10 protein-coding genes and 1 other RNA gene are annotated in these 13,266 nt (G+C 66.5%); 6 read left to right on the forward strand and 5 right to left on the reverse strand.

The window, feature by feature from the left end; genetic code table 11:
* Nucleotides 1-13 precede the first annotated feature (13 nt).
* Nucleotides 14-1,222, reverse strand: a complete 1,209-nt coding sequence (gene fabV / locus AC1KVG_RS07215; RefSeq protein WP_481093942.1) for an enoyl-ACP reductase FabV — start codon at nucleotides 1,220-1,222, stop codon at nucleotides 14-16.
* Nucleotides 1,223-1,515: 293 nt separating this feature from the next.
* On the opposite strand from fabV, the gene AC1KVG_RS07220 reads away from it, so the two are divergent.
* Together AC1KVG_RS07220 and AC1KVG_RS07225 are read left to right on the forward strand one after the other, a co-directional pair.
* Nucleotides 1,516-4,866 carry an nSTAND1 domain-containing NTPase gene (locus AC1KVG_RS07220; protein ID WP_481093943.1) on the forward strand — a complete coding sequence of 1,117 codons (3,351 nt, stop codon included), beginning with the start codon at nucleotides 1,516-1,518 and terminating at the stop codon, nucleotides 4,864-4,866.
* The gene (locus AC1KVG_RS07225; protein WP_104551557.1) at nucleotides 4,863-5,255 is read left to right on the forward strand and encodes a hypothetical protein; all 393 of its coding nucleotides are present in this window, start codon (nucleotides 4,863-4,865) and stop codon (nucleotides 5,253-5,255) included. The genes AC1KVG_RS07220 and AC1KVG_RS07225 overlap by 4 nt, the downstream gene beginning before the upstream one ends.
* Before the next feature lie 229 nt (nucleotides 5,256-5,484).
* Here the strand turns inward: AC1KVG_RS07225 and AC1KVG_RS07230 are convergent, their stop codons facing one another.
* From AC1KVG_RS07230 to AC1KVG_RS07240, 3 genes are all read right to left on the reverse strand, one after another.
* Nucleotides 5,485-5,850 carry a hypothetical protein gene (locus AC1KVG_RS07230; RefSeq protein WP_481093944.1) on the reverse strand — a complete coding sequence of 122 codons (366 nt, stop codon included), beginning with the start codon at nucleotides 5,848-5,850 and terminating at the stop codon, nucleotides 5,485-5,487.
* A 651-nt stretch (nucleotides 5,851-6,501) separates the two neighbouring features.
* Entirely contained in the window at nucleotides 6,502-7,134 is a 633-nt protein-coding gene (locus AC1KVG_RS07235; RefSeq protein ID WP_481093945.1) for a response regulator transcription factor, read from the reverse strand.
* A complete protein-coding gene (locus AC1KVG_RS07240) occupies nucleotides 7,131-8,357 on the reverse strand; it encodes a sensor histidine kinase (RefSeq protein ID WP_481093946.1) in 1,227 nt (408 codons plus the stop codon). Before AC1KVG_RS07240 ends, AC1KVG_RS07235 begins: the two co-directional genes overlap by 4 nt.
* Nucleotides 8,358-8,390: 33 nt before the next feature.
* Here AC1KVG_RS07240 and AC1KVG_RS07245 point away from each other — a divergent pair, with 33 nt between their 5' ends.
* The 4 genes from AC1KVG_RS07245 (at nucleotide 8,391) to lldD (ending at nucleotide 12,541) form a co-directional block, all read left to right on the forward strand.
* On the forward strand, nucleotides 8,391-8,957 hold the full coding sequence (locus AC1KVG_RS07245; RefSeq protein WP_268213612.1) for a methyltransferase family protein: 567 nt from the start codon (nucleotides 8,391-8,393) through the stop codon (nucleotides 8,955-8,957).
* Nucleotides 8,958-9,171: 214 nt separating this feature from the next.
* Nucleotides 9,172-9,594 (forward strand): DUF2141 domain-containing protein, encoded by a 423-nt coding sequence (locus AC1KVG_RS07250; RefSeq protein ID WP_481093947.1) that lies wholly within the window; start codon nucleotides 9,172-9,174, stop codon nucleotides 9,592-9,594.
* A 27-nt stretch (nucleotides 9,595-9,621) separates the two neighbouring features.
* Entirely contained in the window at nucleotides 9,622-11,139 is a 1,518-nt protein-coding gene (locus AC1KVG_RS07255) for a carotenoid oxygenase family protein (RefSeq protein ID WP_481093948.1), read from the forward strand.
* A gap of 241 nt (nucleotides 11,140-11,380) precedes the next feature.
* Entirely contained in the window at nucleotides 11,381-12,541 is a 1,161-nt protein-coding gene (gene lldD, locus AC1KVG_RS07260) for an FMN-dependent L-lactate dehydrogenase LldD (protein WP_481093949.1), read from the forward strand.
* A 624-nt stretch (nucleotides 12,542-13,165) separates the two neighbouring features.
* On the opposite strand, the gene AC1KVG_RS07265 is transcribed toward lldD, so the two are convergent.
* Nucleotides 13,166-13,242, reverse strand: a non-coding RNA gene (locus AC1KVG_RS07265) — sX9 sRNA.
* Nucleotides 13,243-13,266: the final 24 nt, after the last annotated feature.

Genomic DNA, 13,266 nt, shown 5'->3' on the forward strand with positions numbered 1-13,266 from the left:
CGACTCCCGGCGATCAAGCCAACTCGATGCAATCGAACCTCACGTCCGTCTCCACCTCGGCGTCGTAATCCACGTCGCTGCGCTCGAAGCCGAACAGCTTGAGGAACTCGTGCTTGTAGCCGGCATAATCGGTGAGGGCGAACAGGTTCTCGGTGGTGACCTGCGGCCACAACGCCTTGCAGGCGTCCTGCACGTCGTCGCGCAGTTCCCAGTCGTCCAGGCGCAGGCGGTTTTCGTCGTCCACCTCGGCAGGCTGGCCGTCTTCGCGATACAGGCGCTCGCGGAACAGGCGGTCCAGCTGGTCGATGGTGCCTTCGTGCAGGCCCTTTTCCTTCATGATCTTGTAGACCATGGAGATATAAAGCGGCATCACCGGAATGGCCGCACTGGCCTGGGTCACCACCGACTTGAGCACCGCCACATTGGCGCTGCCGCCGTGCTTGCCCAGGCGCGCATTCAAGCGCTGCGCGGTGTGGTCCAGATCCACCTTGGCCTTGCCCAATGCGCCGTGCCAGTAGATCGGCCAGGTGATCTCGGTGCCGATATAGCTGAAGGCCACGCTGCGCGCGCCATCGGCGAGCACACCGGCGCCTTCCAGCGCGTCGATCCACAGCTCCCAATCCTGCCCGCCCATCACGGTGATGGTGTCTTCGATCTCCTGCTCTGTCGCCGGCTCGATCGAGGCCTGGATGATGGCGTCCTTGTTGGTGTCGATAGCGGTGGCGGTGTAGGTCTGCCCAATCGGCTTGAGCGCCGAGCGCTTCACTTCGCCGCTGCCTGGCAGCTTGCGCACCGGCGAGGCCAGCGAATACACCACCAGGTCGACCTGGCCGCCCATCTCGGTCTTGATCAGCTCGATCACCTGCGCACGCGCGGCATCGGAAAACGCATCGCCATTGATCGACTTGCTGTACAGACCTGCGGCCTTGGCATGCTTGTCGAAGGCGGCCGAGTTGTACCAGCCGGCGGTACCGGCCTTGGTGGCTGTGCCGGGCTTTTCGAAGAACACGCCCAGCGTGTCGGCGCCGAATCCGAAAGCGGAGGTGATGCGCGAAGCCAGGCCATAGCCGCTGGACGCGCCGATCACCAGCACCTTCTTCGGGCCGTCGCTACGCACGCCGTGCGCGCGCGTGGCGGCGATCTGCTCGAGCACATTGCGCTCGCAGCCAAGCGGATGCGTGGTGGTGCAGATGAAGCCGCGCACTTTGGGATGGATGATCAACGTGTACTCCTCGTCAGCAAGATGCTGGCGGCATCTTAATCGGTGGGCTGCGCGCGAAACAGCCTGATACGCAACACACGCTGCTGTATGGATGTGCGTGAAGACGCCGGTATCGCCACACGGTGTGGCGTGCAACGCATGCATCTTCAGCGCACGGCCGCGAACGAACAGCGATCACCATCGATTTCCTGCCGGGCTGCCTGTGCTATTTTTTGCGCCTGCCGTGCCGTGCCTGGCTGCGCCTGTTGGCGATCGTCGAGGTCCCTTCCAGCTGTGCGACCGGTATCCGAGCGATGTCTCTACGAAGCGAGCGCGTCACGCAGCTGAGCTCCGTCCCACGGTTTCGGCTTGGACCATTACTGGTCGAACCGGAACGGCTTGCGCTGATCGACGACGGCCAGACCATCACGCTGGAACCGCGCATGATGGAAGTGCTGATCGCGCTGGCCGAGCGCGCTGGCGAGGTCATCAGCGCCGAGCAGTTGTTGATCGAGGTCTGGCACGGCAGCTTTTACGGCGACAACCCGGTGCACAAGACCATCGCCCAGCTGCGCCGCAAGCTCGGCGACGACAGCCGCCAACCGCGCTACATCGAAACCATCCGCAAGCGCGGTTACCGGCTGCTGCCGAAGGTGATCTTTCCCGAGGATTACCGCGGTGCGGTGATCGGCACGCAGGTGTGGGGACACGGCAACCCGTATGTGGGGCTGCAGGCGTTCGACCCCGCGCACGCCGCGGTGTTTTTCGGCCGTAGCCATGCGATTGCGCAGGTGCTGGGCGCGCTGCGCGCGCAATTGCACAGCCAACGCGGGCTGGTGCTGGTGAGCGGTGCCAGCGGCTGCGGCAAGACCTCGTTGTTGCGGGCGGGCGTGGTGCCATTGCTGTCGCAGCCCGGCGGCCTGGATGGTCTGGAAGCGGTGGCGGTGGCGTATTGCAACCTGGCGCAATGCCGCGGCGGCGATGTCCTCGACACACTGGCACGCGCACTCGGCGACTGGGCGCCGGGCGAGCGCGCGGTGTTTTCGCCAGCGCAGACGGCGCTGCTGCCCGATTGGTTGCAACGCCCTGCACCACTGCATGCGGCCATCGGCGAGGCGATGCGCCAGAGCGCCCCGGCGCGCGACAGCCTGCAGACCCAACGCCATCTGCTGTTGGTGATCGACCATGCCGAAGCTATGGTGGCCACCCCCGGTATCACCGATGCCGACCGCGCCGCTTTGGCGGCCGCATTGCAATCGTTGTGCAGCAGCGCGCAGGTGGCGGTGTTGATGCTCACCCGCAGCGATTTCTATCCGCGCCTGATCGATGCTTTGCCGCAGATCGTGGAGCTCAAACGTGGCGACGGGCATGTGGATTTATTACCGCCACGCGATGGCGAGATTGGCCAGATCATCCGCGTGCCTGCGGCGATGGCCGGGCTGCGCTTCGAAGAAGACCGCGACAGCGCCAGCCGCCTGGACGATGTGCTGCGCGACGCCACCGCGCGCCAGCCCGATGCCTTGCCGTTGCTGCAGCACTTGTTGCATGCACTGCACGCGCAACGCAGCGACGATGGGCTGCTGACCTTTGCGGCCTACCGCGCATTGGGTGGGCTGGAAGGCGCGTTGGCGCACCATGCCGAACACACCTTCCGTGCCTTGCCGGCCACCGCGCAGGCCGCGCTGGGTGAGGTGCTGACGTTGCTGAGCGTGATCCATCCCGACAGCGATGCGGTGACCGCGCGGCGTGCGTTGTGGTCGGCATTGCCCCAGAACAGCGCCGCACGCGTGCTGGTGGATGCCTTCGTGCATGCGCGGTTGTTCGTCAGCGAACTGGTCGCAGGCGAGCCGGGGTTTGCGGTTGCGCACGAGGCCTTGCTGCGGCAATGGCCGCGCGCGGCCGAATGGATCCACGAAAACCGCCGCCTGCTGCAGGCCCACAAACGCCTGCAACTGGCCGCACAGCGCTGGGCCGCCGAAGGCCGGCGCACCGATCATCTGCTCAACAGCGGGCGCCCGTTGAGCGAAGCACGCGAGGCGGCGCGGCGCATGCCGCAGGAGTTGGGCGCGGTGGATCACGCGTTCCTGCATGCCTGCGAGCGCTCGCAGCGGCAACGGCGCGGGATGTATGCGGTGGCGGCGACGTTGTTGGTGGTGCTGGCAAGCGCCTCGATGCTGCTCGGCTGGCAAGCGCGGCAAGCGCAGCAAGTGGCCGAACAACGCCGCGACCAGGCCCAGCAACTGGTGAGCTACATGCTGGGCGATCTGGCCGAGCAATTGCGCACGGTGGGCAACCTCAAACTGCTCGACAGCGTGGGCAGCCGCGCGCTGCACTATCTGGAGGGCCTGCCCAACGCGAGCATGCAGCCCGGCGATCTGATCAACCACGCACGCGCCCTGCGCACCACCGGCGAAGTGCTGATGAATCAGGGAAAATTGGACGAAGCGCATGCGGCATTCACGCGTGCCGCTGCCACGGCCGAGCAGGCGCGTGTGCGTGCGCCCGCGTCGTTGGAGGCGCACGCCGAAACCGGGCAAACCGCATATTGGCTGGGGGACCTTGCCTACAAAGGCAAGCAGTTGCCGCTGGCGCACCGGTATTGGTCGCAGTATCTGGCGGCCTGCGAATGGCTGGTGCGCACCGCGCCGCAGGATCCGCGCTGGCAACTGGAGCTGTCCTACGCACTCAACAACCTTGGCACGCTGGCCAAGGAGCAAGGCCAGACCAACGCCGCGATCGGTTTCTTCGCGCGCTCGATCGCACTCAAACGCCAGTTGCTGGCACGCACGCCAGACAACGCATCGCTGCGTTACGAACTGGTCGACAGCTTGTCCTGGCTCAGCCTGACGCAGGAGATGCAGGGTTTGCTGGCACCCGCCGAGCAGGGCTACCGCGAGCAGATCGCCATGCTGGGCGCACTGGTCGAACAAGATCCCGACGCGCATGCCTGGCGGCGGCGTCTGGCCGGATCGCTGATCCGCACCTCCAACCTGGCACTGGCGCGCGGCCATCTGGTGCAGGCGCAGGCCGATGCGCAGGACAGCGTGCGCATGCTGCAGGCACTGGTAGCGTTGCAACCGGACAATGTCGCCTGGCGCCGCGATCTGGCGCACGCCGACGCACAGGTCGGCTGGATGGCCGCTCTGGACGGGCATCCCGATCTGGCCGAGCGCCACCTCGACCGGGCCCGCCAGACCATGGCCGATGTGCTGAAACAGGCGCAACCGTTGCCGGAATGGCAATGGCTGGACGCCATCATCGCGCTGCGCTTGCAGCGGGTGCACACCGCCCGCTCGGACACGAATGCCGACAGCCTTGCACCGATCGTTGCGCAGCTGGATGCGTTGCATCGCGCCAGGCCCGACGATCTGCTCGGCCTGTCGGCCCTGGCCCAGGCGCTGGTCTGGCACGGCGAACAGCAGGCCGCTGCCGGCAACAGCGCCGGTGCACGCGCGGCGTGGCAACGCGCGGTGGCGGTGCTGGGCAAGGACATCGCCAACAGCCGCGACAAGAACCTGCTCGACCCCTGGATTCGCGCGCAGGTGCACCTGGGCCAGCGCAGCGCCGTTACGCAACAGCTCGGATGGCTGTATCACGCGGGCTACCGCCACCCGGGATTCGTCTCCCTCTATGCCCCGCTATTCAAGGAACAGGACAAGTCATGACGGAATCGAATGAGAACGCGAGCATCATCATCACTCTCACCGTGGCGCGTGTAGATTTTGGCGGCAACACCGGGAAAGGCGAGTATTTCTACAGCTTCTCGCCGGACCTGCTGCTGGTGGGCAAGGGGCAACAAGATGTGACCTTGGTCTACCGTTTCGATGTAGACGTGCCCTATCAGTTTCGCATTCGCAGTCTGCTGAGTTCGGACGCGCACGACCAGCTCGAGGAGCCGAAGATCGCCGACGATGGGCGCAGCGTGTCGGTCGTCAATCGCAATAACAAGGCGACGCTGATTTTCTTGACCGTGATCATCGAAGACGAGAAGCGCAAACTCTTGTTCAGCTGCGACCCGCAGGTCGGCAACGATCCGCAAATCTCACCGCAATAATCCCACGCCGGCATCTGTCTGGCGGTTCGCCGCCAGGCAGTCAGCGTGCTGGACCAGGCAGTTGGGCCTTGCCCCACGACGACGCCGGCCGCCAAGTCGCAAGCGGACTGGATAACGGCAGGCACTCAGCCCAGACAGTCACGCCGCCGAGGTTGGGCGCTTGCCGGTGCGTCTGTCAGTGCGGTGCCGCATTCCGACTGTCGCATTCGACTTCGGCAGCTGCGTGCCGTCATCCCCGATCAGACAGGTTGCTGAAAGCCACGTTGATCTGGCTGCGTGTTGCCAGCACGCTAGGCATGCGGTCGCGGTCGTTACGGCCAGCTCCACGCCCTGCCCCTTGCCGACACGCCAGGCCCTGTGCGCAACCGCGCTGATTGGAGTGGGCGGCCGCGCTATCGCATGCTCCGGCCGCGGCTCCCTGCACTGCCAGATCACAGCGATCCACGGCCACCCGCAGGTCACGCTCGGCCGTGGCGGGTTGGGTCAACAGCGCGGCCCGGGGCCAGCTGCCCGGCAATTCGGGCTGGGTAGGTGCCGCCCAGGCACTGGTGGACAGCACGACGATCAACACGAACAGGTATCGGACCAGGCGCATGACGGACTCCGCGGCAGACCGGAGCACGGCGCGTCCCCGAGCGGCGTTGGTGGCCGCCAGACGACCTTCTCGCCTGGCCGCTGGTGCGACCTGACGGCAACCTTACGGTTGTTGGCTGATTCTGCCGAAGCCGTGAAATCCTTTATGAAACAACGTTATGCAATCTGGTGGGATAGCGTGATGCAAAGTGGTGGCGGTGTGTCTGAGCATTGACCTGACCATTGCGTGCGACGGTGACAGTCTCGTATAGCTCCGCCTTTTGGCCGAGGCGAATGGGCTAGCGCCACCATCGACGAAGGCGAATCTTGGGGACTAGAGGCGAGGAGGCAGATGCCAAGCCATCCCGGCTGGTCACAGCCGGCTGACCACGTGCAGTTCCTTCTCCCACCGGGAGAAGGTGCCCCGCAGGGGCGGATGAGGGTACGGGCGAAGCCTCGTGTCATCTCATTCCACGTGTGGCTTCGCCCCGTACCCTCACCCCAACCCCTCTCCCGAAGGGAGAGGGGCTCCCGGCTTCCGGCTTCCGATTTGCGGTTCGACTTCAACGCCGGTCTCACCCTGCCAGCGCCCGCTCCAGCACCGCTCTGACCACTCCCTAATCCCCATTCCCAATTCCCAATTCCCCATTCCCCATTCCCGATTCCCCAACCCTCAAATCACCCGCAACGTGATCGCCTTCAACACCGCGCGCGTGCGGTCGCGGGTGCCGAGCTTTTCCAGGATGGTGGAGACGTAGTTCTTCACCGTGCCCTCGGCCAGGAACAGGGTGCGGGCGATCTCCTTGTTGGAATAGCCACCCGCGAGCAGGCGCAGGATCGCCACCTCGCGCTCGCTGAAGGTCTCGCGCGGGGGCTGCTGGTCGCGGAACTGGTAGCGGGCGCGCACCGGGTCGGTGCTGACCGGCTGCAGCAGGGTCTCGCCGTTGGCCACCCGTTCGATCGCCTCGCGCAGGTCTTCCGGGGCGGCGTCCTTGAGCAGGAAACCCTGTGCGCCGGCTTCGGTCGCCCGCAGCAGCAGGTCGCTGTCGTCGAAGGTGGTGAGCAGCAGCACCGGCGTGCGGTCGCCCCGGTCGCGCAATTGCTGCAGCGCCTGGATGCCGTCCAGGCCGGGCATGCGGATGTCGCTGAGCACCACGTCCACCGTGTTGATGACGAGCGCGTCCAGCAGGCTCTGGCCGTCGTCGGCCTCGCAGACCACCTCCACGCCCTGTTGCTGCAACAGCGCGCGCAATCCGGCGCGGACCAGCCCCTGGTCGTCGGCCAATGCGATGCGGCGCGCGCTCATGCCGGCAACCTCGCGGTCAACTGCATGCCGCCGTGTGCGGCGCGGCCGAGTTGCAGGTGGCCATGCAAGGCCGCCAGCCGCTCGCGCATGCCGGCGATGCCGTTGCCCTCGCGGATCTGTTCGGCGCAGTGGCCATCGTCCTGGATGTCGATGTGCAGCTGGCCGTCACGGGTGTGCAGCGACACCTGCACGGTGTCGGCCTCGCCATGGCGCGCTGCATTGGTCAACGCTTCCTGTACCAGCCGCAGCAGGGCTTCGGCGATTTGCGGGTCGCTCACGCGTACGGCCGGGTCGATCTGCAGCTGCAGCACCGGTTTGGGAAACGGCGCGGCCAGGGCATGCAGCGCGGTGTGCAGATCCAGCCCGGCATCGTCGCGCAACGACTGCACCACGCTGCGGATGTCGCCAAGCAACTCACGCGCAAGGCCTTCCAGCATCGCCAGCTCCTGGCGCGGCGCCAGCATGGTGTCGGCACGCAGCAAGCGCAGATGGATGCTCATCGCGGTGAGTTTGTGCCCGGCCACGTCGTGCAACTCGCGCGCCAGGCGCAGGCGCTCGGCATCGCGCGCGCTGTCGGCCAGCAGCGCGCGCGTTGCCAGCAGATCGGCATTGACGTAGGCCAGCGCATCGCGGGCACGCTCGGCAGTGCGCGCGTAATGCGCGGTGAGCGCGGCGAAGGCCTGGAAGCCGGCGTAGATGCTGATGATCGACAAGGCGCGATCGAACCCGGCCTGCACCAACACCGCGTACATGCCCGCGTTCAACGCCAGCGCCAACAGCAGCACGCGCAACGGCGGCCAGGCCATCCCTGCCTGCGCCACCAGCAACACCAGCAGCACCGGCGCAGTGCCGGCATGCGGCTCCATCCACACCAGCAGCAGTGCCAGGACCGCTTGCAGCAGCAACGCGCCGTTGCGCAACGCAGGCAGCGGCCGCAACAGGGAGTGCAGCAGAAACAAGGCGGTGAAGCCGGCCAACACGCCCCAGCGCCAGGCGCCGTGCGCTGACGCATCGGGCATAAACGACAACGCCACCGCCGCAATGGTGAACGCGCCGGCCAGGCGCAGGGGATGCAAAAGATGCGGCAGGGAAGAGTTCATGCGGCGATGCTGACGGCCGCGCGGCCACTCGGCAATGGTGCGCATGCAGAAAGTGACTTCCGGCAGGTGGGATCGATGACCTGCGGCCCCTGTCGTGGATGCGGTGCGTGCGCACACTGGCATGACCAACCCACCCCATCGCCACGGAGTCACGCCATGTCTGCTTCCAGTCTGTTTCTTGCGCTCAATCTGATCTGGGGCGGCTACGAACTGCTGCTCAGCCGTCGCCGCCGCGCCAGCGATGGGGGCGCACACGATCAAGGCACGCTGCAACACCTGTGGCGCGTGCTGTCTGCAGCGGTGGCGGTGGCGGTGGTGCTGGCCTACAGCGGCCTGGCCCATTGGCCGCAGGGCTGGGCCGCGCCGCTGCAGTGGGCCGGCTGCGCCTTGATCGGCAGTGGGCTGGCGTTGCGTGTGTGGGCCATCCAGGTACTGGCACGCTGGTTCACGGTGGATGTGACCATCCAGCCCGATCATCAGCTGGTGCGCAGCGGCCCGTATCGCTGGCTACGCCATCCCTCCTACACCGGCGCGCTGCTGGCCTTTTACGGGCTGGCGCTGGGCATGGGCAATGCGTTGTCGGTGGCGGCGATCGTGGTGCCGGTGACCTGGGTCTTCCTGCACCGCATCCGTATCGAAGAAGCCGCATTGCAGCGCGCGTTTCCGGTTGCGTACCCGGCGTATGCGGCGCAGAGCCGGCGCCTGCTGCCGCTGGTGTGGTGAGGGTTGCAAAGGCAGCGGTCTGGCGCCTGCGATGAGGAGCGCTTCGCCTGCTTGCACACGGGTTCGGCCCACGTGGCATGCAGGCAGACGTGTTGCCGCACTGTGGTCAGCCACGCGTGGGGCGATCTGCGACGGCCACCACCGCCGCCGGGTCGAGGCGCTGCGTACCATCGCCCCCAACGCGTCGCATCCCCACCCGTGTCAGGAGACTTGCATGCTTGCCCGCACCTACGTCGTTGTCGCACTCGTCGGCCTGCTCGGCAGCGCCGGCATTCAAGCCGCCGATCTGGACGTGGGCGTCAGTGGCCTGCGTTCGCAACAAGGCAAGTTGCGCATTGCGGTGATCGCCTCGGCTACGCAGCTGGAGAGCGCACAGCCGCCGGTGCAGGCGCAAACGGTGCCGATCACCAGCGCTACGCCGCACATCCAGTTCAAGAACCTTGCCCCCGGCCGCTACGCAGTAATGATCAATCACGACGAAAACGCCAACGGTAAGCTCGATACAAATCTGATCGGCATGCCGGTGGAAGGCTACGGCTTCAGTAACAATCCGCGCGCGATGCGCAAGCCGACCTTCGACGAGGCGGTGTTCGAGCTGCCGGCCGGCGGCAAGCGCATCAGCATCGAGATGCGCTGATACCCGCCCAGACGCGAGGACATCCGCATGCAACGACGCCGCTTCCTGCAGTCCCTGTTGGCCGCCACCGGCAGTGCCGCGCTGGCCAGTTGGTCGCTGCGCAGCCTGCCGGCGCAGGCCATGGAGGCGGCGCAGTTCCATGCCGGCCTGCAGCGCGCGCCGTGGCTGCTGGGCTGGCGCAGCGTCACCCAGGCGAGCCTGGGCCCTACCCGCGTGGCGGTGCAAGGCACGCTGCCCGAGGGGCTGGCCGGCAGCTTGTACCGCAATGGCCCGGCCTGGACCGAGCGCGCCGGCTTCCGTTACGACCACTGGTTCGACGGCGACGGCATGGTGCACCGCTGGCGGCTGGATTGCGGCCAGGTGCAGCACCACGCGCGCATGGTGGCCACCCACAAGTTCACCCAGGAACAGCAGGCAGGCCGCTTCCTCTACCGTGCGGCCGGCACCGCGGTGCCGGACCAGCAACCGGCGCGCAACAACGACGACGTCAACACCGCCAATACCTCGGTGGCGATGCTCAACGGGCGCCTGTTCGCGTTGTGGGAGGCCGGCTCGGCGATCGAGCTGGATCCCGATGCGCTGGGCACGCTCGGCCCGGTGACCTGGCGCGACGACCTGGCCGCGATGCCGTTCTCGGCGCATCCGCTGATCGACCGCGATGGCAGTGCCTGGAACTTCGGCTCGATCGGCGTGATCGGTGCCACCGGGGTGCTGATCTGGCACATCGGCGCCGATGCGGTGCTGCGCAGCGCGCAACTGCTGCAGACCGACACGCCGGGCTACCTGCACAGCTTTGCGATGACGCAGCAGCATCTGATCTTCGTGCTGGCGCCCTACCGCCGGCTGGATGGCGAGGGCCCGTTCTTCGAGCAGATGCGCTTCACCCCCGACGCCGCGTGCCGGATTGCGGTGGTGCCCAAGGATGCGCTGGACCAACCGCGCTGGTTCGAAGCCGACTTCGCGGTGGCCTATCACTTCGCCGATGCCTACGAACATCGCAACCGTATCGTGGTGCGCGCGCTGGTCCACACCGACCCGGAGGAGGCGCGCTCGCCATTGCGGGCGGCGATGCACGGCGACCCGGCGGCCACGCCCTCACCGGTGCAGCTGCGCAGCCTGCACCTGGATCTACGCAGCGGCCGCGCGCGCTGGCAGGCGCATGCGGTGGACAATCTGGAACTGCCGACCTTCGATGCGCGTACGCCCGGCACGCGCGGCGCGCGGCTGTATGCGCCGTGCATCGATGGCCCCACCGCATCGCCGTTTCTCAACGCGGTGGCCAGTTACGATCTGGACCGCGACCGTCGCCAGGTGCACCGTTACGGGCCGGACATGCTGGCCGAAGAACACGTGTTCGTGCCGCGCCCCGGCAGCGACCGCCCAGACGATGGCTGGCTGGTCGGCACCGTGCTGGACACCACCCGCGCGCGCACCGGCCTGATGGTGCTGGATGCACGCCACGTGGACGCCGGGCCGATCGCACAGGCCTGGTTGCCGTATGCGGTGCCGCTGGGATTTCATGGGCACTTTGCTGCTGCCGGGTGAGTCGGTGCGCCTTTTTCCGTGATGCGGCAAGCTGAGCTGGCGCCTGTTATCGCTTTGCCCGCAGCCGCAATGCGTGCACTGCTGGCGCAGTACGCCGACTTGCCGAGCGTGCCGCATTGGTCCATCTCGCCAGTCACCCGGCATCGGCCTGCTGCTGCGCCAGGCACGCTGTAGCGCGGTCCACCCACCACACCGATGGTCTTACACTCAGCGGCTACCCCGCAGCTGCCGTGCGTCTTCGATGATCATTTCTGCCGCTTCCGATTACCGCGCCGCCGCGCAGGCGCGCTTGCCGCCGTTCCTGTTTCACTACATCGATGGCGGTGCGTACGCCGAGCACACCTTGCGGCGCAATGTCGCCGATCTGGCCGATATCGCGCTGCGCCAACGGGTGCTGCGCAATATGTCCGACCTGAGCTTGAGCACCGAGCTGTTCGGCGAGACGCTGGCGATGCCGGTGGCGTTGGCGCCGGTAGGGCTGACCGGGATGTACGCGCGCCGTGGCGAGGTGCAGGCGGCGCGTGCGGCGGCGGCGCGGGGGATTCCGTTTACGTTGTCCACGGTGTCGGTGTGCCCGATCGAGGAAGTGGCGCCGGCGATCGAGCGCCCGATGTGGTTCCAGCTCTACGTGCTCAAGGACCGCGGCTTCATGCGCAATGCGCTGGAGCGCGCCAAGGCGGCCGGGGTGACCACGCTGGTGTTCACCGTGGACATGCCCACGCCGGGCGCGCGCTACCGCGATGCGCACTCGGGCATGAGCGGGCCCAACGCGTCGCTGCGGCGCATGCTGCAGGCGGTGACGCATCCGCGCTGGGCCTGGGATGTGGGCTTGCTCGGCAAGCCGCACGATCTGGGCAATATCTCGGCGTATCGCGGCAGCCCGACCGGGTTGCAGGATTACATCGGCTGGCTGGGCGCGAACTTCGACCCGTCGATTTCATGGAAGGATCTGGAATGGATCCGCGACTTCTGGACCGGGCCGATGGTGATCAAGGGAATCCTGGACCCGGACGATGCGCGCGATGCGGTGCGCTTCGGGGCCGACGGTATCGTGGTGTCCAACCATGGCGGCCGCCAGCTCGACGGCGTGCTGTCCAGTGCGCGGGCGTTGCCGGCGATTGCCGATGCGGTCAAGGGTGAGCTGAAAATCCTGGCCGATTCGGGCATCCGCAGCGGGCTGGATGTGGTGCGCATGCTGGCGCTGGGCGCCGATGCGGTGCTATTGGGGCGTGCGTTCGTGTACGCGCTGGCAGCCGGTGGCCAGGCCGGTGTGGAGAATCTGCTGACCTTAATCGAACGCGAGATGCGCGTGGCAATGACCTTGACCGGCACGCATTCGATTGCCGAGATCAGTGGCGATGCGTTGAGCCGAGTGACGCGGGAGACTTCCGTTTCGCCTTGATGAGATTCGAATCAGGAGTTAAGACTGTGAGATCTCAGTTGTGTTGCGGGGATTAAGCGGTGCGGATCTGTCGTTTGTAGAGCGGATGATCTGCGGTTTGGCTGCGGGGTCCTTGCCCGCCCACCATCGCAGGACACGCCGCAAGTACGTCCGTGTAGGCTCTTACGCGGCATCCATGCCGCGTAAGGTCCTGCGACGGTAGGCGGGCAAGGACCAGTCGAGATGGTCGGTGCGCATAGTTTCAATAAACAGCCAGCAAACTGTCGGGTGCGGTGGCGTCGCTGCGACCTCGACGCTGTGAGTTTGCTGCAGGGCCCTTGCCCGCCCACCATCGCAGGACACGCTGCAAGTACGTCCTTGTAAGCTCTTACGCGGCATCCATGCCGCGTAAGGTCCTGCGACGGTGGGCGGGCAAGGACCAGTCGAGATGGTCGGTGTGCGTAGCTTTCAATAAAACAGCCCGCAAACTTTCTGGTGCGGTGTCCTCGCCGATTGCGGGACCGTGTGGCGGCATGGATGCCGCCACCGAGCCTACATGGACGTACTTGCGGCGTGTCCCGCGAGCGGTGAGGGCACCGCGCGCTCGACCAACCAGGCATTTGACCTGAGCTTCCGACTCAGAGCGGCTAACAAAACGTAGCGAGCGTTCGTCAGGTGGGGGGCGGACAGCGCGCTCAGAACCGGGGTGTACGAGTGGTAATGCCGATTCCGAACACAGGCCGCGC

This window comes from Xanthomonas sp. NCPPB 3959 (assembly GCF_056675575.1).